19 protein-coding genes, 1 other RNA gene and 1 pseudogene are annotated in these 21,861 nt (G+C 62.6%); 9 read left to right on the forward strand and 12 right to left on the reverse strand.

The window, feature by feature from the left end; genetic code table 11:
- Positions 1-81: 81 nt before the first annotated feature.
- The 6 genes from AT395_RS09600 to AT395_RS09625 form a co-directional block, all read right to left on the reverse strand.
- The gene (locus AT395_RS09600) at positions 82-1,335 is read right to left on the reverse strand and encodes a hydantoinase/carbamoylase family amidase (protein ID WP_048629133.1); all 1,254 of its coding nucleotides are present in this window, start codon (positions 1,333-1,335) and stop codon (positions 82-84) included.
- Between the two features lie 69 nt (positions 1,336-1,404).
- A complete protein-coding gene (locus AT395_RS09605; RefSeq protein ID WP_042115299.1) occupies positions 1,405-2,355 on the reverse strand; it encodes a dihydroorotate dehydrogenase in 951 nt (316 codons plus the stop codon).
- A complete protein-coding gene (locus AT395_RS09610) occupies positions 2,348-3,289 on the reverse strand; it encodes a dihydroorotate dehydrogenase electron transfer subunit (protein ID WP_082164796.1) in 942 nt (313 codons plus the stop codon). Before AT395_RS09610 ends, AT395_RS09605 begins: the two co-directional genes overlap by 8 nt.
- Before the next feature lie 63 nt (positions 3,290-3,352).
- Positions 3,353-4,615: an MFS transporter gene (locus AT395_RS09615; RefSeq protein WP_042115302.1), complete on the reverse strand. Its 1,263-nt coding sequence runs from the start codon at positions 4,613-4,615 to the stop codon at positions 3,353-3,355.
- A gap of 149 nt (positions 4,616-4,764) precedes the next feature.
- Complete coding sequence (locus AT395_RS09620) at positions 4,765-5,091, reverse strand: hypothetical protein (RefSeq protein ID WP_224787375.1); 327 nt, start codon at positions 5,089-5,091, stop codon at positions 4,765-4,767.
- A 168-nt stretch (positions 5,092-5,259) separates the two neighbouring features.
- Positions 5,260-6,312 carry a porin gene (locus AT395_RS09625; RefSeq protein WP_048629135.1) on the reverse strand — a complete coding sequence of 351 codons (1,053 nt, stop codon included), beginning with the start codon at positions 6,310-6,312 and terminating at the stop codon, positions 5,260-5,262.
- 345 nt (positions 6,313-6,657) lie between these two features.
- On the opposite strand from AT395_RS09625, the gene AT395_RS09630 reads away from it, so the two are divergent.
- The 6 genes from AT395_RS09630 to AT395_RS09655 all read left to right on the forward strand — a co-directional run bounded on the left by AT395_RS09630 (position 6,658) and on the right by AT395_RS09655 (position 14,180).
- Positions 6,658-7,572, forward strand: a complete 915-nt coding sequence (locus tag AT395_RS09630) for a helix-turn-helix domain-containing protein (RefSeq protein ID WP_042115308.1) — start codon at positions 6,658-6,660, stop codon at positions 7,570-7,572.
- Between the two features lie 127 nt (positions 7,573-7,699).
- Entirely contained in the window at positions 7,700-9,262 is a 1,563-nt protein-coding gene (locus tag AT395_RS09635) for a hypothetical protein (protein WP_125348082.1), read from the forward strand.
- A 377-nt stretch (positions 9,263-9,639) separates the two neighbouring features.
- Entirely contained in the window at positions 9,640-10,362 is a 723-nt protein-coding gene (locus AT395_RS09640; protein WP_042115312.1) for a gluconate 2-dehydrogenase subunit 3 family protein, read from the forward strand.
- Between the two features lie 12 nt (positions 10,363-10,374).
- Entirely contained in the window at positions 10,375-12,150 is a 1,776-nt protein-coding gene (locus AT395_RS09645) for a GMC family oxidoreductase (RefSeq protein WP_042115315.1), read from the forward strand.
- A gap of 11 nt (positions 12,151-12,161) precedes the next feature.
- Entirely contained in the window at positions 12,162-13,562 is a 1,401-nt protein-coding gene (locus AT395_RS09650) for a c-type cytochrome (RefSeq protein WP_376738425.1), read from the forward strand.
- A gap of 150 nt (positions 13,563-13,712) precedes the next feature.
- Positions 13,713-14,180 (forward strand): hypothetical protein, encoded by a 468-nt coding sequence (locus tag AT395_RS09655; protein WP_048629137.1) that lies wholly within the window; start codon positions 13,713-13,715, stop codon positions 14,178-14,180.
- A 21-nt stretch (positions 14,181-14,201) separates the two neighbouring features.
- Here the strand turns inward: AT395_RS09655 and AT395_RS09660 are convergent, their stop codons facing one another.
- Both AT395_RS09660 and AT395_RS09665 read right to left on the reverse strand, forming a co-directional pair.
- The gene (locus tag AT395_RS09660) at positions 14,202-15,491 is read right to left on the reverse strand and encodes an MFS transporter (RefSeq protein ID WP_048629138.1); all 1,290 of its coding nucleotides are present in this window, start codon (positions 15,489-15,491) and stop codon (positions 14,202-14,204) included.
- Between the two features lie 79 nt (positions 15,492-15,570).
- A complete protein-coding gene (locus AT395_RS09665) occupies positions 15,571-16,470 on the reverse strand; it encodes a LysR substrate-binding domain-containing protein (protein ID WP_058375183.1) in 900 nt (299 codons plus the stop codon).
- A 303-nt stretch (positions 16,471-16,773) separates the two neighbouring features.
- Here AT395_RS09665 and AT395_RS09670 point away from each other — a divergent pair, with 303 nt between their 5' ends.
- The 3 genes and pseudogenes from AT395_RS09670 to AT395_RS09680 all read left to right on the forward strand — a co-directional run.
- A complete protein-coding gene (locus AT395_RS09670) occupies positions 16,774-17,373 on the forward strand; it encodes a LysE family translocator (RefSeq protein WP_197088120.1) in 600 nt (199 codons plus the stop codon).
- 109 nt (positions 17,374-17,482) lie between these two features.
- Positions 17,483-18,562 carry a linear amide C-N hydrolase gene (locus AT395_RS09675; protein WP_048629140.1) on the forward strand — a complete coding sequence of 360 codons (1,080 nt, stop codon included), beginning with the start codon at positions 17,483-17,485 and terminating at the stop codon, positions 18,560-18,562.
- Between the two features lie 120 nt (positions 18,563-18,682).
- Positions 18,683-19,012 (forward strand): annotated as a pseudogene (locus tag AT395_RS09680) (phage portal protein); the annotation flags it as partial.
- Positions 19,013-19,022: 10 nt separating this feature from the next.
- Here AT395_RS09680 and AT395_RS09685 read toward each other — a convergent pair.
- The 4 genes from AT395_RS09685 to ssrA all read right to left on the reverse strand — a co-directional run bounded on the left by AT395_RS09685 (position 19,023) and on the right by ssrA (position 21,843).
- Positions 19,023-20,243, reverse strand: a complete 1,221-nt coding sequence (locus AT395_RS09685) for an MORN repeat-containing protein (protein WP_048629142.1) — start codon at positions 20,241-20,243, stop codon at positions 19,023-19,025.
- 175 nt (positions 20,244-20,418) lie between these two features.
- On the reverse strand, positions 20,419-20,964 hold the full coding sequence (locus AT395_RS09690) for a tyrosine-type recombinase/integrase (protein WP_125348086.1): 546 nt from the start codon (positions 20,962-20,964) through the stop codon (positions 20,419-20,421).
- A 21-nt stretch (positions 20,965-20,985) separates the two neighbouring features.
- Positions 20,986-21,306 carry an Arm DNA-binding domain-containing protein gene (locus AT395_RS09695; RefSeq protein WP_053086383.1) on the reverse strand — a complete coding sequence of 107 codons (321 nt, stop codon included), beginning with the start codon at positions 21,304-21,306 and terminating at the stop codon, positions 20,986-20,988.
- A gap of 179 nt (positions 21,307-21,485) precedes the next feature.
- Positions 21,486-21,843, reverse strand: a transfer-messenger RNA (tmRNA) gene (ssrA, locus tag AT395_RS09700).
- Positions 21,844-21,861: the final 18 nt, after the last annotated feature.

Genomic DNA, 21,861 nt, shown 5'->3' on the forward strand with positions numbered 1-21,861 from the left:
GCCTCGATGGCGACGTGACGAGAGAAGACAAAACGGGTCGCATGTTCGCGGCCCGTTTTGTTATGTCGAGGCGGGATGCGTTCAGAGCCGATGCGTGGTGGCGTCAAGCACTTGTACGCCGCGCATGAAGTCGTCGAGATCCATGCTTTCGTGCGGATTGTGCGAGCCGTTGGCATTGCGCACGAACACCATGCCGCTTGGAATCCCGGCGTTGGCGAAGATGGCGGCGTCGTGACCGGCGCCACTCGGCACCCGCTCTTGCGGAAGATCGAGCATGCGGCAAGCGTCGACCAGCAGCGACGACACCTGCGCATCCATGATCGCGGGGGCCGACGCCAGCCGCCGGTCGAACACGAACTGCACACCGCGATCGCGCTCGATGGCGCGGCACTCGGTACGCATCAATTCGTAGAACACATCGAGCGTATCGGAACTCTGGCTGCGGACTTCCAGACTGAAATCCACTTTGCCCGGAATGCGCGAGATGGCGTGCTCGGCGGGATCGGTGCCGACGATGCCGGTGGTCACGACCAGATCGATGCCGCGCTCCAGCAGGGCGCGCCAATGCTCGTCGAGTCGTGTGATGAGGTCCGCCACCGCGAACATGGCATCGTGACGCAGCCAGCGCGGCACGGCTCCCGAGTGGCCGGCTTCCCCCACGCATGACACGCGGTTATGCCGCACGTTGCCGCGAATACCGGGCACGATGGCCACGGGCATGTTGCGCGCGATCATCACCGGACCCTGTTCGATGTGGAGTTCCAGCCACGCCTTGGCCCGCGAGACGTCGAACAGCAGAGCGCCGTCGCGAATCGCGTCGATATCGGCGCCCGCCTCGGCCATGCATGCCGCGAGCGTTCGGCCATGCGTGCGATGGGGCATAGCCAGATCGGCGTCGTTCAGTTTGCCGAACAGTGCGCTCGAGCCCATGTACGCCTTGCCGAACCATGCGCTTTCCTCGCCGCGCAAGGCGAGTACGCGCACCGGCGTGGTGGTGCGGCGCTCGCTGCGCCGTTGTTCGACAAGGCACAACAGCCCGGCGACGATACCGGCCAGACCATCGTAATTGCCGCCTTGCGGCACCGAATCGAGATGCGAGCCAATCCATGTGGCGGGAGCGTCGCCAGTGTCGTCGGGCAGGGTGAAGATCAGGTTGGCGGCGCGGTCGCGTGCGACGGCCAGTCCTTGATGCCCGGCCCATTCCGTCAGATACGAGGCGGCGGCATTCTCGCCTTCGCCGTAGCTGTCGCGGGTGATGCCGACACCGTCGTTGCCAAGACGGCGCAGATCGGTGAAGAGTTGCTCGGCCAGCGGGGCCAGCGCGTTCAGTTCCATGAGTGTGCTTCTTTTGTGTGCTTCTTTTCGCGTGAGGCTTTGCGAGGGTTACGTAAAACGTGTGACGGCTCAGCCGGACTGCTGCGCAAAGCGCAGCCAGCGGTCGGTCAACTGGGCGTCGAGCGCGACGGCGCCGGTGAGCGTTGCGATGCGTTCGACGGCTTGCGCCTCGCAATACGCTGTCAACCCGTCGATGATGTGTCCCATCACGGCCGGATCGCGGAACGACGCGGTACCGACTTGCACCGCCGAGGCTCCCGCGAGCATGAACTCCACGGCGTCGTCTGCCGTTTCGATACCGCCGCAGCCGATGATCGGGATGCGCACCGCCCGATGGCACTGATGCACGAGCCGGACGGCGAGCGGCTTGATCGCCGGGCCCGAGAGTCCCCCCATGACGTTGCCCAGTTTGGGCTTGCGCGTGCGCACATCGATGGCCATGCCCAGTACGGTGTTGCCCATGACGATGGCGTCGGCACCGGCGTCTTCCGCCGCTTTGGCGATCAACGCGATCTGTCCGGCGTTGGGGGTGAGCTTCACCCACAACGGATGCGAGGTGCGCCGGCGAATGGCGCTCACGGCCTTGTAAGTGGTCTCGGGCAGCATGGCAAAGGCCATGCCGTCGGCTTCAAGGTTCGGGCAGGAGATGTTCGCTTCGATGGCCGCGACTTCCGGCAGCGACAGCGTCTCGCAGGCTTCCCCGAAAGACTCCGCCGTGTCGGCCGAGACGGACACCACGACTGGCGTATCGAAACGCGTATAGGCGGGCAACACGTCCCGCCGGTAGGCGTCGAGCCCCTTGCTCGGAATGCCGATGGAGTTGAGCATGCCGCTGGCGGTCTCGGCCACGCGCGGTGTCGGATTACCCGCACGCGTTACTGGCGAGACACTCTTGATGACGAGCGCACCGAGCCGGGTCAGGTCCAGCGCTTCGGCGTATTCGACCGCGAAGCAGCCAGAGGCCGGCATGACCGGATTGCGCAGCGTCAGCGATCCGATGCGTACGGAAAGATCAGCCAAAGTCCACCTCCCCGACGACGTCGCGAATCGGAAACACCGGGCCCTCCCGGCACACGCGCAGGAATTGCTTGTCGCCATCGCGATCGAACAGGCGCACGCACGACAGGCAAACCCCCATGCCGCACGCCATGCGTTGTTCCATCGCGACCTCGGCCGTGATGTGCGGATGCGCATGCAGCACACGCTGGAGCAGCATCAATAAACGATGCGAGCCGCAGGTGTAGACAGCGTCGTGCGGCGCGGCGTCGAGCAGAGCACGTATGCGCGGCTCCAGGGCGTCTACGGCCGACGAGCCGTCGGTGTCGAACACGCAATGCACGTCGGCCAGTGCGCGGGCTTCGGGCGAGCGCAGAAATTCGTCGTGCATCAGGTCGGCTTCGCTGCGGGCCGACATGACGACCGTCAACTTCAGCCCGGCCGCCGCCGCCCGTTGCACTAGCGGCGCCATCGTCGCCAGCCCGACCCCGCGCGCGACCAGCATCACGCGTTGCCATTGCGAAGACTGGGTATTAAGCGTGAACGTATTGCCAAGCGGGCCGACGATATCGAGCGTTGCCCCTTCCAACAGGGTGGCAAGGGCGCGCGTGCCAACGCCAGTGACGTTGTAGAGAAACTCGATGGTGTCCGGCTCGGGGCCCGTGCCGTACACGCTCATCGGGCGCAGCAGGAAGGGGGCGTCGCTCAGCGTGACCGGACACTTCAGTTGGTAGAACTGGCCGGGCTGCGTGGTGAGGGCGATGGGCGCATCGGCTTGCAGACGCAAATAGCGGTAACGTGCGTTGACGGCGCGGTGCGTGAGCACGCGGCAGCGATGCGCGGCGACCGTAGGCGCTCGGCAAGACACATCGTGCGTGCCGTGTGCGTCGTGCGTGTCCGAGGGCGCATACCCCAATGGGTGGGCGACGTCGGTACGCGACAGGGTGGCAACTGACATGAGGGCTCCGGAGGGTGAGGGCTGGCGTGGCGCGCGGCGGGGACGTCGCGCATCTCGTTCTCGTTATTCGAGTTCAACGCCTTTGAGTTCGGGGATCAGGAATCGCGTCGCGATCATGTCGAGCACATACAGGCTCGCGAGCAGCGCAATGGCAATCTGGAACGAGTAGCGGGCGGCAAGCGCGCCCACGACGACCGGCCCGAGCCCGCCGATGGCGCGCCCGATGTTCCACAGCACGTTCTGTGCGGTGGCGCGTGCCGCAGTGGGATAAGCCTCGGACATGAGCGTGCCGTAGCCGCCGACCATGCCGTTCACGAACATGCCCATCAGCGCGCCGGCGAACAGCATGACCGTCGGATCGGTGAGTTGGGCGTAGACGAGGACCATGACCACGGCGCCCGCCTGATACAGCAGGAACGTGGGCCGGCGTCCGATACGGTCGGCCAGTTGCCCGAAGGCCCACACGCCGATCATCATGCCGATCACGGTGGCCGCGGTCCAAAGACCGGACTTCGTGAGCGAGAAGCCGAGCTTCTGTGAGAGGAACGTCGGCAGCCAGATCATGATCCCGTAGTAGCCGAAGTTCTGAACCGAACAGAGGATCACGATGCCCAGACTCACGCGCGTGGTGCGGGCATCCTTCACGAGCAGACGGAAGGCGTTGCTGCCCGCGCCCGATTTCGCGGCTTTGCCGCTGCGCCGGACAAAGACTTCAGGCTCGTGCAGCTTGTTACGCAGCACCCACGCGACGAGTGCCGGCAGCACCCCCACGAGGAACATGCCCCGCCAGCCGATATGCATCAGCAGCAGCGGCGTGAGCAGCGCGGCGGCGAGCACACCCGTCTGCCAGCCGAGCGCGACGTACGACGAGACACGTGCGCGCTTCGCCGCAGGCCACGCTTCGGCGGCCAGCGCCATGCCGATGCCGAACTCGCCGCCCAGTCCGATGCCCGCAATCGTGCGATACACCAGCAAGTCCCAGAAACCCTGGGCAAACGCGCACAGGCCCGTGAAGACCGCGAATAGCAGAATCGTCCACGTGAGCATGCGCACGCGCCCGTAGCGATCCGAGAGGGCACCGAACAGAATGCCGCCCGCGACGGCACCGATCAATGTCCACGTCACGAGCGCGCCGGCTTGTCCGGGCGAGAGGTGCAGGCCGGCCGTAATCGCCGGCAGCATGAAGCCGAGAATCAGCAGATCGAAGCCGTCCATCGCGTAGCCGATGGCGGAGCCCGCGAGCGCTTTCCAAGCGTAAGGAGTGACGATGTCGTCAGACGTGGCGTCCGCGCGTTGCGCACTCGGTGTGTTCAGGTTGGCTTCCATGATCGATTCCTGTGAGGCGGCGAAGCGGCGTGGCGATTGACCTGGCGCCGCATTCGTCCAATCTCGTCAAATTGTCTAAATTTTTAGACAATCAAGTGAAAAAAAGCCGCCGGGGATGGGCATCGAGACTCGCTCGTCGTCACGCCACGTCACGCATAGATCTCGGCGGTCAGTTGCGCGGCAAAGCCGTTCAACGAGGCAAGAAAGCTCGCATCGGAGGTTGCTGCGGCGTCGCGCAACATCGTGGCATAGGCTTTGGTGCGAGCGAGGAATGCCTGAAACGTCTCGCCGTTCGCGGCAATGCCCGATTGACGCTCCGCGAAAGTCTGCGCGGCCTGCGCCAGCAACAGCAACGCAGCAGACTCGCGTGTAGCGGTCTTCGACGCATGGAGACAACGCGCGGCAAAGTCTTCAATGTCGGACAGACCGACGGTGTCGCGCTGTAACCAGACGCATGCAAGTTGCAGATCCATCATGCTCTCCATCTGTCTAAATATTTAGACTAAACGAACCCGACAAGGCAGGCAAGACGAAAATAATCGGGTCAAACCCTGATTTCGTGGCGGTGCGACGGCACGCTTCAAGGGCGGCAATCGTGTGCCGTCGCACACCTCGGGAAGGCTGGCCGAGTGGCCTGCCTTCGCTCAGAACTTCATGCGCAGGCCGGCGCCGTAGGTCTGTCCGGTCGACATGTCACTCATGTGGTCATACTTGTACGCGGCGTAAATGTCCGTGCGTTTGGACAGCGGGTAGTCGTAGCCAAGGGCCCACGTGGTACGGCGCTGGTTGTCGCCCGAACCGTTCGAGCCGGTGTAGGCGACCGAAGCGAGCACGCTGCCGCGGCCGAGCGGAACCGAGGCGCCCAACTGCCCGGTATTGGCGTGGAAGTTGCCGCTCGCGGCCTGACTCGCGATGAGCATGTATTGGGCGAAGACCTTCACCACGGCGAAGTCGTACGAGAGGCCGAGTTGTGCCGTGTTCTGGTTGGTCAGCCCGGTAACGCCCGGCAACTGCGAGCCGAAGTCGCCCGGTGTCGCACTGAAATTCACGTATTGATAGTTCACGGCCGCAGCGAACGGGCCGTTGGCATAGGTGATCGCAGCAGCCCACTTCTTAGCGCTATGGTCGGTCGGGCTGTTGCCGGTCGCATAGAGCAGTGTGCCCGCCATGCCGGCATACGTTGGCGACGTATATGCCACGGCGTTGTTCCATGCCGAATCGCCCACCACGCCCTGCGTCCCCAGACCCTTGTAGGTGTGGAAGATCATTGGCGAGAAGGTGTACGAGTTGTTAAACGGGTTGAACTGGATCGTGGCGAGATAAAGCGGGGTGGTGATGCGGCCGAGGCGCAAGGTGCCAAGCGCGTTTGACAGACCCACGTAAGCATTGCGCGAGAAGAAGCTATCGCCGGCGAAGCGGCCGTACGTTCCGTTATTCGGCTGGAAGTAGCTCTCCAGCACGAACAGCGCGCTGTTGCCGCCGCCAAGGTCTTCGGTGCCGGCCAGCCCCCAATACGACGTGGTCATGCCGCCACCTTGCTGCACCACAGCGGCGTTGCCGCCGGGGTTCTTCACCGAGCCGACATAGGCATCTGCCAGGCCATAGAAGCTCACGCTCGATTGCGCGTGAGCGGTGGTTGCGAGCGTCGCGGCGCTCAGTGCGGCGGCGCCAGCCACCTTGTGCCAGGTTTTCATCATTCCCTCTTTGTTTGTATAAATTTCTGGACGGCGCGCAGGCTATCACTGCCGGCACGTGGAGTCACCCCCCCAAAACACCACAGGCTTGCCCTCGGGGCAGGGCATTCCCACGCCATGGGGTATCCGTGATCGGGATCGTGCAGATGTCTAAAAAAATAGACAATCGAAAAAATAATCGGTGGATCGATGTGGGGTGTTTGCGACAGTGCCGGAAGGGAAACTGCGTGTCGGCAACGACAAAGGCCTGACATCGAGACGAGCAACCGACCGGTATAATTCCGGCACTGCAATGCGGGTGCGGCGCGTTTGGCTGACCCGGGCATTGGCAATCCGACAGGGGGCGATTTGAATCGAGCTGCGACGACATCCCGGGCGCCGAGAGGTGCGCGTTTCAATTTCCGAGCCATTGGCGAGCGTTTGCGCGCCTACCGGCTGGCGGCGGAGTTACGTAGCGAGGATGTGGCGGAGCAACTCGATATCTCGCGCGCGGCCATCTACAAGCTTGAGCGCGGCGAAATCGTCAAGATCGACACGCTGGAGCGGCTCGCCGCGCTGCTCGGCGTGTCGCTGGCGAATCTGCTGGGGGTGGAGGTCGAATACCATGACTCGGCGGTGAGTTACTTCGAACGGATGCGTCAGTTGGAAAGCCGCTCGGAGCGTATCGTCGCGCATTTCGACCCGATCTCGTTTCTGCTCACCTCGGAAGACTATGACGTTTGGCTGCGTCACATGCTTGACGAGAGCATTCCGCCCTCACTCGCCGACCGTCACTGGACGAATACGATTGATCGCGTGCTGGGAATTCTGCAGGAGCGCAAGTCGAGCTTCTCGCGTCAGCGGCTGGCCGTGACCAGCCTGATCGGGCTGCGTCAGATCGAGCAGTTTCTGCATCACGGGCTTGTGGGCCGGCTGGGGCTGCCGCCCGGGGTGCAGCTTGAGCGCAAGATGGCGGCACGTCGCGAGGTTGCGCGCATTGTCGAGTTTCTCGAAGCCGACACGACAGGCGTGCAGATCGGTATCGTGAGCGACAACATGCCCAATGAGACGTTCCAGATCTTCGAAGCGCAGGGCGAAGCCTATGTCGCCGTGTCGCCGTTCCGTCTGGGCGAGCTGCCAAACTTGCGTACCGGCATCGCCACGATCACCACGTCGCCCGACGGGGTGGGCATGTATCGCGCGATGATCGATCGCCTATGGGCCGATTCGGCCAAGGGCAAGGAAGGGGCTGCACTCCTGGGCCAACTGCTCGCCCGCTTCTGATCCTGGCGGGAAACGGCTGTGTCGGTGCCACAAAGCGAAGGCATTCGACATTATCGACATCCGCTCACAGCGAATCCCTTTAGTCTCCTCGCGCTTGAAGACCATTCGGTCTGATGATCTGGAGACGATGATGGGATCTATTTCTGCTGCGTCCGGCCCTGTGCCGGTGCAAGTCATTTCCGCCAATTGGTCGAAGCCGCCTGACGACGGTAACAGCTTCGGCTCGGACTTTCAGCGATTGGGGTCAGTCTCGACCTCTGCGCTTTCCCCCATAGGCAAGGCCTGGCAGACATACCCTGCCCGGCAGAGGAGCGACCTGGAAAACTGCGGCATTCCGCTGGAAAGTTGGTGCAGCGCGCGCGATTGGGATGTCGCTCAAGCCAACCGATTGGAAGCCCACCCGCTGATGCCCAGGAGCGTTGGCGAAACGCTTGAGTGCTGGCGTACCGCTTATCTCGACGCCATTGGCAACGAGGTGAGCTTCGAGCGGGATCGCTCGACAGCCATGCGTTCGGTGCGCAACGGCGTTCCGCTCGCCATCAATTCAATGCGCCGCGACATACCTCATTCCGCCAAGCCTTTTGTCCGGACGTTCGACGTGGCGCCCGTACGAGCGCAACTCGAGCAGATCGAACCGCTGAACCATGCGATTCGCGAACTGGACACGTTGATTCCGTCGCTGCCGCATGGCGAAGGGAAGCGGATCGCAGAAGGAAATCTCGCGGAGCTCGTCGCACTGCGCAACGCAATGCAGAACCTCTCCCTGAATGTGTGTGAACGTAAGCGCGACGAACTCAAGGTCGAAATCAGAGCGCTGATCGCGCTCAACGACATGACACGCGAAGTCGAACGCGAGATGCACAATGGCGGTGCGGACGTACCGTTGCGGCTTTCCGTGCGCGATGGCAAATGGGTGCTCAAACCTGCGGCGTCGACATCGTGGTTTGCCAAGAACAAGATGCGTGCCGCCAACGACGCGGCGCGGCTTGCCTTGCTGCTCGGCTATCCGGCAAATCAACGTGTCACGCTCAGAATGATTCGGGAGCGAGGCTTCGGGGCGCACGAGTATACGTTGCTGCTCAACGATGCCCGGTCCGGGGGACAAGGGAGCACGGGGTCGTGGCTTGCCGGCAGAGCCCTGGATATCGACGTGGCGAAATCCGAAGGCAGCGCAGTGCTGGACGGTGCCATGCAAGCCTTCGAGGGCCGGCGGCCTGACGACGCGCTTGAGCCGGTGCTCGACGACGACATGTACGACGAGAATCAATACGCGACGCTCCCCCTGTTCGTCGGCGAGCGCCCGAGACGCGGCTACACCGCGGCGCAAACACCTCGCGAGGACCTGGGCGTGGCGTCTCATCGAGACGTGGGTGAGGCCAGGGCCGCCCCCGAGGCCATGTTGCTCGACGACGATAGTGACGCCGTGCCGCATTTCGTCGGCCCGAATGGTGACGAATACGCACGCGTGCACTTCGATGAAACGTCCCCGGCGGGCGAGAGACGGCTGCGCAAGCCCGGCGCAGTGCGTTTTTCTGAGGCGCTAAGCGTGGCTCGTCGGCTCGAGACCCTCACGTTCAATGAGCCCCCGCCGCCGATTCCGGCGCGCGTGTTCCGGCATTCGTCACCTCCGCGCCCGTCATCCTTGCCGCCTTCGTACCCACCCCCGCCGCTGCCGCCCATCGATGAGTGATTCATTGCCGTCGCCAGATTGAACAGCCAGGCCGCTACCGGAATAGGGTGCGGCCTTTTTCTATACGCGAAGGTGTTTCTGCCTTCAAACGTTTCTCATCCGGCGGCTGAAAACGATTTCGAAATTTCGCTGATCGAAACGCTTCGTGCGCGCGTAATAGTAAATATTTTAATTATCTGCAAGCCTTTCCAATCAATATGTTGCGCAATTTACGCAACAATCTCTTGCTTTGCCATGTAGGGAACTTGTAAGTAGAATGACCGCGTTATAAGCGCTACGCGAGGTGAATGGCCTGTCAGGTTTTCTTCACGCATGGCGAGCCACCGCCTGACTGTCATGCGTGATTCGTCCCGTCCCCCACAAAAACGGAGAACTCCATGTCACAGGACAAGGAACCGCGCCGGCGCTTTCTGCGCCAGGTGCTGGCGATCGTGCCTGCCACGACTCTCGCCACCGGTGCGACGCTTACGCAGTCCGCCTGTAGCAGCGACAAGTCCGCTGCCCCCGCTGCTTCGACCACTCCCTACGAGCCCAAGTACTTCACTGCCGACGAATGGCGGTTCGTGAACGCTGCCGTCGACCGTCTGATTCCCGCCGACGATCTCGGCCCGGGCGCGCTGCAAGCCGACGTGCCTCAGTTCATCGACCGTCAGATGGAAACGCCCTTCGGACACGGCAAGCTCTGGTACATGCAGGGGCCGTTCCATCCCGATCAGCCGCCCGAGATGGGCTACCAGTTGAGCCTCGTGCCGCGTGACATCTATCGTCACGGCATCGCGGCGTGCGATGCGTACTGCAAGAAGCAGTACAACAAGGCATTCGCCGACCTCGATCACGCCACGCAGGAAACCGTGCTCAGCGATCTCGAACATGCGAAGGTCGAGTTCGATAGCGTGCCTGCGCGCACCTTCTTCTCCTATCTGCTGGCCAACACGAAGGAGGGGTTCCTCTCGGACCCGATCCACGGCGGCAACAAGGACATGGTCGGCTGGAAACTGGTCGGATTCCCCGGCGCTCGCGCCGACTTCATGGATTGGGTGGATCAGCCCAACGTCAAGTACCCGTATGGGCCCGTGTCGATTTCCGGAAAGCGGGGCTAAGGGGGCAAAATCATGGCAATCAAGAAAGATAAAGTCGACGCCGTCATCGTGGGCTTCGGCTGGACCGGAGCTATCCTCGGCCAGGAACTCACCGACGCCGGACTCAACGTTGTCGCACTCGAGCGAGGCGCCATGCGCGACACGCCGACCGACGCGCAGTATCCCAAGGTCATCGACGAACTCGAGTACTCGGTGCGCGGCAAGCTCTTTCAGGAGCTGGCGCGCGAGACCGTCACGATTCGTCACACCCCTGACGACCTCGCCGTGCCTTACCGTCAGAACGGCTCGTTCCTGCTCGGCAATGGCGTGGGCGGTGCCGGGTTTCACTGGAACGGCATGCACTACCGTATCCTCCCGGAAGAACTGAAGCTGCGCAGTCATTACGAAGAACGCTACGGCAAGAAGTTCATTCCCGAGGGCATGACGATTCAGGACTTCGGCGTAAGCTACGAAGAACTGGAGCCGCACTTCGATTTCGCCGAGAAAGTGTTCGGCACATCGGGCAAGGCGGGGAACCTGAACGGCAAGATCGTGCCGGGCGGCAACCCGCGCGAGGGGGCACGTTCGAGCGAATTCCCCACCCCGCCGTTGCAGAACACCTACGGCGCGACGCTTTTCGAGAAGGCCGCTCGCGACGTCGGTTTCAATCCGTATCCGGCACCTGCCGCGAACACCTCGCAGCCTTATACGAATCCGTATGGCGTGCGTCTCGGGCCGTGCAACTTCTGCGGCTTTTGCGAGAACTACGGCTGCTACATGTATTCGAAGGCCTCGCCGCAGACGACCATCCTGCCGGTATTGCTCAAGAAGACCAATTTCGAGCTGCGCACGAACGCCTATGTCGTCAAGGTCAATCTCGACAGCGACGGCAAGAAGGCGACCGGTGTGACGTACATCGACGCACAAGGCCGCGAAGTCGAGCAGCCTGCCGACCTCGTCATCATGGCCGCCTACCAGATGCACAACGTGCGCCTGCTGCTGCTCTCGGGGATCGGCAAACCGTACGACCCGAAGACGGGCGAGGGTGTCGTCGGCAAGAACTACGCGTACCAGATGAACGGCGCGGTGAACGTGCTGCTGCCCAAGGGCACGCAATTGAACCCGTTCATCGGAACGGGCGCCGGCGGCGTGTCGATGGACGACCTGAACGGCGACCAGTTCGATCACGGCCCGCTGGGCTTCATCGGCGGCGCGAGTATTCGTCACGTGCGCTATGGCGGGCGTCCGATCAAGATGACGCCGACCGTGCCCGGCACACCGTCGTGGGGCAGCAAGTGGAAGGCCGGCATTGCCGACGCATATCAGCGCTACATGACCATCGGGATCTCCGGCTCCGTGATGTCGTACCGCGACGCCTGCCTTGATCTCGATCCGACCTACAAGGATGCCTACGGCGTGCCGCTGCTGCGCATGACGTTCGACTGGCACGACAACGAATACGCCATGCTGGGCTACATGGGCGACCGCATGGAAGAGGTTGGCCGCGCGATGAACCCCGAGAAGGTGTTCCGGGCGATTCGCAAGAAGGGCACCCATTACGACACGCGGATCTATCAGAGCACGCATACGACCGGGGGCGCCATCATGGGCACCAATCCGTCGAACAGCGTGGTCAACCGGTATTTGCAGAGCTGGGACGTGTCGAACGTGTTCGTGATGGGCGCGTCGGCGTTCCCGCAGAACATGGGTTACAACCCCACGGGCGTGGTGGCGGCGCTGGCGTACTGGTCCGCGAAGGCGATTCGCGAACAGTACCTCAAGAACGCCGGCCCGCTGGTGCAAGCCTGAGGAGCGCAACCATGATCCGCAAAACGATGATGAAACGCTCCGCCGGTGTTCTCGCGGCCGGTGCCCTGGCGCTGGTGGCTGCCGCCGTATGGGCGCAGACTGCCACGGCGCCTTCCGGCGCGGCAGTCTCGCCGGTGCCCACGCGTACGGTGCCCGCCGTCGCGGTGGAAGGGGGCGCGCAGCCTCCTGCCGCCAACGATCCGCAAACGCAACTCGTCAAGCAGGGCGAATACCTCGCCCGCGCCGCCGATTGTGCGGCGTGCCATACGGCGCCCAAGGGCAAGCCGTTCGCTGGCGGTCTGCCGATTGCGTCGCCCATCGGCACGATCTACTCGACGAACATCACGCCGGACAAGGACACCGGCATTGGCAACTACAGCCTTGAAGACTTCGACAAGGCGGTGCGCCACGGCATCGCCAAGAATGGCTCGACGCTGTACCCCGCCATGCCGTATACCTCGTACGCGAAGGTGCGTCCGGCCGATGTGAAGGCGTTGTATGCCTACTTCATGAGCGGCGTGCAGCCGGTTGCGCAGGCGAACAAGGCGACGGACATTCCGTGGCCGATGTCGATGCGCTGGCCGTTGTCGATCTGGCGCAAGATGTTCGCGCCGGCGGTCGCGGCCGACGCGGCGTCGACCGATAACGATCCGATCTCGCGCGGTCGCTATCTCGTCGAAGGTCTGGGCCATTGCAGTGCATGCCATACGCCGCGCGGCATCGCTTTGCAGGAAAAGGCGCTCACGGACGACAGCACGGCGTTCCTCTCGGGCGGCGTGGTCGACCACTTCCTTGCGAAGAACTTGCGAGGCGATGTCACTGACGGTCTGGGCAACTGGAGCGAGGGCGATATCACGGCGTTCCTGAAGGGCGGACGCAACGATCATTCCGCAGCCTTCGGCGGCATGTCGGACGTTGTGCAGCACAGCACGCAGCACATGAACGACGACGATCTCACGGCCATCGCCAAGTACCTGAAGACGCTTAAGCCGGTTGATCCGAACGCCAAGGCGCTTGCCTACGACGACACCGTGGCCAGGGCGTTGCGTGCGGGTTCCGACAAGAGCAACGGTGCGCTCACGTTCCTCGATAACTGTGCCGCGTGTCACCGCAGCACGGGCAAGGGCTACACGCAAACATTCCCGACGCTCGCGCTTAGCTCGACGGTGAACTCGGCAGACCCGACCTCGCTCATTCATATCGTGTTGCGCGGCGCGGAAATGCCGTGGACGAAGTCGGCGCCGACGCATTATGCAATGCCCGGTTTCGATGACCGTCTGACCGATCAGGATGTGGCCGACGTGTTGACGTTCGTGCGTTCGAGCTGGGGTAACAAGGCGCCGGCGGTGACGGCTGCGCAGGTGTCGAAGGTGCGCAAGGACGTTGGCGCCGCACCTCAGCCGCAGCGTTGAGCGAATGAGGTGTCGGGCGCGTGGCCGGGACTTGCCGGCACGCGCGCGCTGCCTGTGGTGAAATGAAGCCCCGCCGGGCAGTGGTGCCGGCGGGGTTTTTTGATGTTCGCGTTCTGTCGGTGCGAACGCTGTTGATGCAGGAGGGAGACGGTGCCATTCATTCTTCTGGCGATTGTTGTGCTGGCGGGCATTGTGTACGGCGCGGTGCGTCTCTATGCTGCTGTGGCGCTTCGGTTCGGCACGCTGGCTGCCGTGGCGACGATTGCGCTCGGCGTGCTGATCGTTGTGTGGCTCGTAGCGGACGCCGTGCGCCGCTATCGCGCCGTGCATGGGGTGCGGCGCGACGGCAAGCGCCTGGTGAGTATCGCGGGCGAATGGGGCGAACTCACGCTCGACGCGGATCGCAAGATGGGCACGATTCGCGTGGATGCTCACGAGACGCGATTCGTATTTTCGGACGTGTCGTCGGCGCATCCGGTGAGCGAGGCGGGGCGTTGGTGGCTTGTGCTCGAACTTGCCCATAACGCGCAGGCGAATTGGCGTGTGCCGATGCCCGGGCGCTCGCTGGCGCAGCGCTGGGCGAAGATATTCCGTCTGGCGAACGGGCATCGGTTGTAACTCGCGGCTCTATGGGCGGACTCAGGCACTGACGGGCATCGGCTGCCGCGTCGGCGACACCACGCTCTCGTCGTTGATCGGAAAGTGCAGGGCCGCCGCCACGGCACCGAGAATCGCTGTGGCGGCCCAGACGAGGTTGTATGAGCCGGTCACGTCGAGCACGTAGCCGCCCAGCCATGCGCCGAGGAACGAGCCGACCTGATGGCTCATGAAGCACACGCCGAAGAGCGTCCCCAGATGCTTCGTGCCGAATACCTTCGCCACCAGACCGCTGGTGAGCGGCACAGTGCCGAGCCATGTCAGCCCCATGACGGCGGCGAAGAGCACCACGCCCGTATCGGATTTCGGCAGCAGGAAGAAGAGCGCGATAGCCGCGCCGCGAATCAGGTAGAGCCAGCCGAGGACATGATGTTGACGATAGCGTCCGCCGAGCCATCCGCATGCCCAACTGCCCACCATATTGAACAGGCCGATGAGCGCGAGTGCGGTGGCTCCCAGTCCGATCGGCATGTGACACATCAACAGATAGCCGGGCAGGTGCGTGGCGATGAACGCCAACTGGAAGCCGCAGGTGAAGAAGCCGAGCGTCAGCAACTGATAGCCGCGATGGGTGCGTGCCTGATGAAGCACGTCGCGCAGCGAGACGTGCTCGCCGCCGTTGTTGGCCGTGGGGGCGGGAAGTGAGGCGTCGGTTCCCGGTGCGGCCGCCTTGCCACGGCGATGCACTGTCATGAACAGGCCGAGCGGGGCGGCACAGCACAGGATCAGCGCGAGGACGAAGAGCGAGGTCGACACGCCGTATGTCTGACGCAGACCTTGCGCGATGGGCACGAGTGCGACCTGCCCGAGCGAGCCGCCAGCGCTCACCAGCCCCATTGCCATGGTGCGCTTCTCTGGCGAGACAGCACGACTGACGGCAGGCAGCACCACGCCGAACGTTGTGCAACTGATGCCGAGCCCGACCAGCACGCCGAGTCCGATAACGAGCCAGATCCCGGAGGGCGCGAGTGCCGCCAACGCCAATCCTCCGGCGAACGCAAACGCACCGAAGGCGACCACGGGGGCGGGACCGAAACGGTCCGCCATCGCCCCGGCAAACGGCTGAGCGAATCCCCACACAAGGTTGTGCAATGCGATGGCGAAGGCCACGAGCGTGACGGGCACGCCTCGGTCGTACGAGAACGGATTGATGAACAGGCCGAAGGTCTGGCGAGTGCCCATCGCCGCACTCAACACGAGGGCGCCGGCGATGATGATCAGGGTGATGCGGCTTTGCAGCGAGGGCGTGGCGCTAGCAACGTTTCTTTGCATGATGGTGACTCCTTCTCACCGAAGTCTCGCAACGAAAACGCCGTCTGGCAAAGGAGTTGTGCGTTATGCCGGGTGAAATTTATTCACCTGAGGCGAGGTGGGCCTGCTCGATGACCCATTCCCGGAACGCGACACATTCGGGGTGTGGCTCGATGTCGTTCGCGCAGATCAGCCAGTAGGCGCCTTGCGCTGGCGTCGTAATGTCATGCGCGGCCACGAGCACGCCGCTTGCGAGATAGTCGTCGACCAGCGGACGGCGTCCGATAACCACGCCAAGCCCTGCCATCGCCGCTTCGAATGCCATCTGAATGCTGTCGAAGCTCAGGCCTCCCCGGGCGTCGAAGTCGTCGATGCCCGCGCCTTCGATCCAGCCCTGCCAGTCTTCACTGGCGCTGCTGACGTGAATTCGCGTGACGGCGCGCAGGTCGATCTGGCCGTGGGCGTCGGCATGGCTCGCATGGTAGCCGGGGCTGCACACGGGGACGAATTGTTCGCCGAACAGCCGGTGCCAGGTGTCGCTTGCGACCGGCGCGCGCGACAGGCGGATAGCGAAGTCGAAGCCGTCGGTGGGGAAGCCCACTTGCCGGCGCGACGTATCCACCGTGACATCGACGTTCGGCATGCGCTGCAAGAAGGTTCCGAGACGCGGAAGGAGCCAGCGTGAGGCGAGGGTCGGCGCGCAGGTTATCGAGATGGCGCGCGAGGCGTCGGGCGTGGGCAGGCGTCGTGTGCCGGTAAGGAGTAGCGAGAACGCCTCGGTCACGTACGCGAGATAGTCGACGCCTTCGGGGGTGAGTGAGAGCCCTTGCGGCGAGCGGGTGAACAGCGCGACGCCCAGCGTTTGCTCCAGCCCGACAATGCCGTGACTGACAGCGCTCGGCGTGAGATGCAGTTCGGCGGCGGCGCGTTTGAAACTCTGGTGGCGCCCGGCGGCTTCGAACAGGCGCAGGGCGGACAGCGGTGGCAGGCGGGGCGGCATCGGGGGCGGTGTCGAGCGGTCGGTGATCGGGGGCAAGCGCCGGTATCGAAGGCTTCGTTCGGATGGCGTCGATTTTCGCACGACACCGACTGTTATGTGGGAGAGGGGGGCCACCGGACAGGCGCTGACGTATCGCGAGGGGCTGACGTCCAAACTGTCTCGGTGGGCCACCGGTACAGGCCCGTGCGAATTTGGCGAACTGTATCGGGATTCGGGCGGCGGGCGTGCCTATTCTGTGGCTCCGCGACTTCCAAGCGCACTGCCGGATGCAGCGCTGGCGCGGGGGCTTCAGAACTTTTGACCATGACGACCGAACAATTGCTGGCCTTCTGCGCTTTCGCTGTCATCACGCTGGTGACACCGGGGCCGAACAACATGATGATTCTCGCCTCGGGGCTGAACTACGGCTTCGCCCGCACTTTGCCGCATCTGGCCGGCATTGCCTTCGGCTTCGCATTGATGGTGTTTCTGACGGGCGCGGGGCTGCATTCGGTCTTCGTGCGCTTTCCTGTGATTCACACGGTGCTGAAGTACGCCGGGGCGGCATATTTGCTGTGGCTCGCGTGGCATCTGGCCCGGTCGGGGCCGATAGACGATGAGCGTCGTGAGCGCGAGCGTCCGATGGGGTTTCTCGGGGCGGCGGCGTTCCAGTGGGTCAATCCGAAGGCGTGGGTGATGGCCGTCGGCGCGATCAGCACGTATTTGCCGAACGCATCGCATCTGCCCGAGGTGATGGTGCTCGCGCTCATCTATGGCGCGCTGTGCGCGCCGTGCATCGGCTTGTGGGCCGGGTTTGGTGTCGCGATGCGTCGCGTGCTCACAGACGCGCGCTCGGTGCGGATTTTCAATGGATTTGCGGCGGCATTGCTGGTGGCGTCGCTGTATCCCATTCTGGTCGAGTGATACGGCAAAGGGGGGCGGCGGAACGAGGCGAGGGGACGGTGCCGTCAAGAGAAGTTCCATCGTTATACTGACGGTTCCTGCGAATGCTCCCCAACCGTGAGGTGTCCCCATGTCCCGCATACTCGTCAAGACACTGCCTTGTCTCGTCGCTGCTGCAACGCTCGTGCTCACGCCATTGTCATCATTGGCTTGCACCCGTGTGGTGTATCTCGGCGCCAACGAGGACGTCATTACGGCGCGTTCGATGGACTGGAAGGTCGATGTCGCCACCAATCTCTATGTGTTGCCGCGCGGTATCGCGCGCTCGGGCGAAGCGGGGCCGAACTCGATTCGTTGGACGGCCAGGTATGGCAGCGTGGTGGCCACGGGCTACGACGTTTCGACGACGGATGGCGTGAACGAGAAAGGGTTGTCTGCGCAGTTGCTCTGGCTGGTGGAGTCGCAATATCCGAAATTCGACAAGGGGTCGAAACCGGGGCTGACGATCGCTGCGTGGGCGCAATACGTGCTGGATAACTTTGCGACGGTTGCCGAGGCTGTTTCGGCGCTGGAGAAGGCGCCGTTCACGATCGTGACGGATAACGTGCCGGGAGAGAACCGGCTCACGACGTTGCATCTGTCGATGTCGGACAAGACTGGCGACAGCGCAATCGTCGAGTACATTGGTGGCCGGCAGGTGATTCACCATGGCCGTCAGTATCAGGTGATGACGAACTCGCCGACGTTCGACGAGCAACTCGCATTGAGCACCTATTGGAAACAGATCGGCGGGACGACGTTTCTGCCGGGCACAAATCGCTCGTCGGACCGTTTTGCGCGGGCGTCGTTCTACGTCAACGCGATTCCCAAAAGCGAAGACCCGGTCGAAGCGTTGGCAAGCGTGTTCAGCGTGATTCGCAATGCGTCGGTGCCGTACGGGATTACGACGCCGGGCGAGCCGAATATTTCGTCGACGCGCTGGCGCACGGTGGTCGATCACAAGCGGATGCTCTATTTCTTCGAGTCGGCGCTCACGCCCAATACGTTCTGGGTGGATCTGAACAAGGTGGATTTTGCGGCAGGGGCACCGGTGAAGCGGCTGGATCTCGGTAAGGATCAGCGCAATACGTTCAGCGGCGAGGTGTCCGCCGATTTCAAGGTCGCGCCGCCGTTTCCGTTTCTTGGATTGAGTACGGGCAAGGGGAACTGAGGAGAAAGCGCGATCCCGGGACCGGGAAAAAGAAAACCCCCGAAGAGGCTTGCTCTATCGGGGTTTTGAGGAAGACTGAGACAGTCTTCGGAAGTGTTGTTGGTGGAGCCGGCGGGGGGACTGTCCTCGCTCAACGCTGCTTGGCTGAATGAGGCCGCGACGCTGTTTCGCCGACGCTATGACAAGAACCGGCAGCCACGCGGGCTTCACCTGTACATGACGGACTGGCGCAGAGCCAGCAGGATGTCGAAGTGCCGAAGTGCCGAAGTGCCGAAGCGCTCGAAGGGGCCGGCCAACATCCGCGACCTCTTCATGTACGTGCCGGACGGCAAGAAGGACGGCATGCAGATCATCCCTCCGTCCGAAGTGGCTGCGAAAGATGAGTTCTTCAACATCAAGAATGTGATGCGCGATGATCTGCTGGCGGCGAATCGTGTGCCGCCGCAGCTCACGATTTACTTCATTTAATCGCCGGGTTGCTGCATGCATCGAAGCGGCTGTCTTGATAATAGGTGCATGCACGCACGAAGCCAGAGGAGTACCTGCACTTATATTCGGTATACGGCATGCCTGCGTTGGTTACGCCTTTGCCGGTCTGGCCCAACCACTGACCGTGCTCCTGACCGCATTGACATTGAAACTGGTTGGCGTTCGCCAGATTGCATGTGGAACCTGTGCTCGGTGATGTCCCTCCCTTCGCGTTGCTAAAAGATCCGCTAGGGAGGTTGCCTGATGCCTGGTTGACAACGGGAGTCGGCGTGCCACCGCCTGCGATTTGCAGAGCGCTGCCGATCGCTTGATAGTTCGCCGCGTTTTTGCCCCCGCCAGCTGCGACGCCTTGCGCCGCAGCGCCGAGCAGTCCGGCGACAAAGGAAAGTGCGCTCGGGCCCTCATTGGATGACGAAGCTTGCGAACGTACGCCGTTGCTATACGTGGCGATGATAGTACCGTCCGGGCCCGACTCGTTGCCAGCGTAGAACTTTCCGGCAACGAACTGGCCGGCGAGCACCGTGCCATCGTTGGCACGCGTGAATACGCCGGGACCATTGTAGGTATCGTCCGCCCATCCGCCTCGGTAGCTGTTGCCCTTCGCGTCGACGAGATAGCCTTGACCGGTCCTCGAGCCTTCGAAGTAATCGCCTTCATACCGACTTCCGTTCGCCCAAACGGTGACTCCTTTTCCGGTGCGCTTGCCATCGACGAAGTCGCCCTCGTAGCTGTCGCCATTGGCCCAAGTTAGCTTGCCTTTGCCAGTGCGCTTGCTCACAACGAAGTCACCCTCGTACACGTCGCCGTTGGTCCAAATGAGCTTGCCTTTGCCGGTGCGGTCGTTGTTGGTAAACTGGCCCTCAAAGCGATTGCCGTTTGCCCAGGTGTACGTGCCGAAGCCTGTACGCTTTCCCCGTGCCATTTCTCCATCCAGGCGCTGATCGAAGACGCCGTTGTTAAACCACTCGAGCACACCTTTGCCTTCGGCATAGCCGTTTTTGCACTGACCGACCCACGTCGGTGTCCACGTGATGCCCGTATTTCCGGGATCGTCGGTCCATACCTTGCAGTTCGTATTCGCAGCGGTGACATAGCCTTCGGCATATGCCATTGGCGCCCCGACAAGGCAGACGGTCGCCGCAACACTGAGCGCGAGCAGCGTCCCCGGTTTGGCATTTTTCCGATGTGCCATGAGTATCCCCGTTACGTTCGTCGAGTGTCCTTTTAGGCTGTGAGGATACAGAAGAGTCCCGGTTTGCGGCATCCCCCATTTGGGGGAATCGTGTCACGTGGCGTTATCTGCCATCTGTGCGCTGGGGCACGGCGGAAGGTCTGGTACGTATAGGACGGCATGCAGTTTGCTTCTATCAACAGCATTTTCGTCCGTCGGAGGGCCGGTCCAGGCACCACACAGAAGCAGCACCGTTCGCCTTTCCATCCTCCGTGCGTTTCATCCGGCTCGGTGGGATCTCCCATGCCGCGCCATCCGGATCGAACGCCGACCACTCAGCCAGCCGCTGCTCGCCCGGTCGCTGGAAAAGATAGGGGCTCAGTGTCAGTGCCGTTTCCACGACAGGATTGCCGGTGTATCCGTGAATCGTCCTGAGCGTCGCGCCAAGCTGTTCCGGGTCAATGATCGCTGCGTAGTGCCTCAGGTGCTTGGGAGGAATCGCGCCGCGCAGGTCTGTGCTCGGGGCACGTGTGGCGCGGACGGTGGCGATCGCGTATTGAAACGCTTGACCCATGATTGAGCGCAGCCGGTGGGCCGTCTCGAGGTTTCCTCTCGCCTCCACACGTTGCTGCGCATCAAGGATCGTTGGCGCGTCCACGTCCGTGATGGGAGTTTGGCCGAAGTAGGGGAAGACGTGCGCCTCCAAGCGTCGCAGGTTCGTCGCCGCATGAGATTTGGACAAATCTGCTAAAAACTCGTGGTGCTACTCCTGCGCGGTACTTTCGGACGAGTTGGATGCAGCGATTCTTCGGCTGGACTTTGTGGCCGTGCGCGCAGCGCCCGGGTCAACTCCCTTACCGAGCAGGGCACGGGCCGCATCGCGTGCCTCGCGCGCGTCCTTCAAGCCGACGGCAGGGTAGACACTGAGCGCAAGCGTTTTCTGCTTCTGGTCGAACCGGTATCGCAGTCGCGAGCACTTCGCGCCGCTCGGCTGCACTTCGAGGTACATGCCTGCGGCATCGCCCAAGCGGTATTGCTTGTCAGCCGGTGCGGCCTTACGGACGGCATTGTCAGTAAGTGGCATCTCACGGGTGGTATTCGCGGTATCGGGTTTTCAGCCGAGCGCAGATGCCACCACAAATACCACCAAGTACCACCGGAAAAGCGCAAAAGGGAATAATCGGCGGAGGAAAAGAAAAACCCCGAAGAGGCTTGCTCTGTCGGGGTTTTGAGGAAGACTGAGACAGTCTTCGGAAGTGTTGTTGGTGGAGCCGGCGGGGATCGAACCCGCGTCCGCAAGTACTCTACGACCAGTTCTACATACTTAGTTCAGTCATTTAATTTAACTGTTTTGTCGCGGACGAACACGCTACGCAACAGCGATCCATTTAATTTTCGGCCCCGGCGCCATGGCACCACCGGAGATTATCTGACGTAAATGACCTCGCGAGGTATTGCTACCCTGGCCCGTCAGCGAGCCAGTGCGAGGAAGGCGCCCTTAGGCAGCCAGTGCGTACGAGTTATCGTTAGCAGTTACTAATTTCCCATTGATTAACGAGGTGACGGGTCCTCGGTATGCCCTGAATCGCTTCGCTACCCACGTCGAAACCATGTCGGCCCCAGTGGAACCAGAATTATG

Origin of the sequence: Pandoraea apista, from assembly GCF_001465595.2 — a bacterium.
Lineage (GTDB): Bacteria > Pseudomonadota > Gammaproteobacteria > Burkholderiales > Burkholderiaceae > Pandoraea > Pandoraea apista.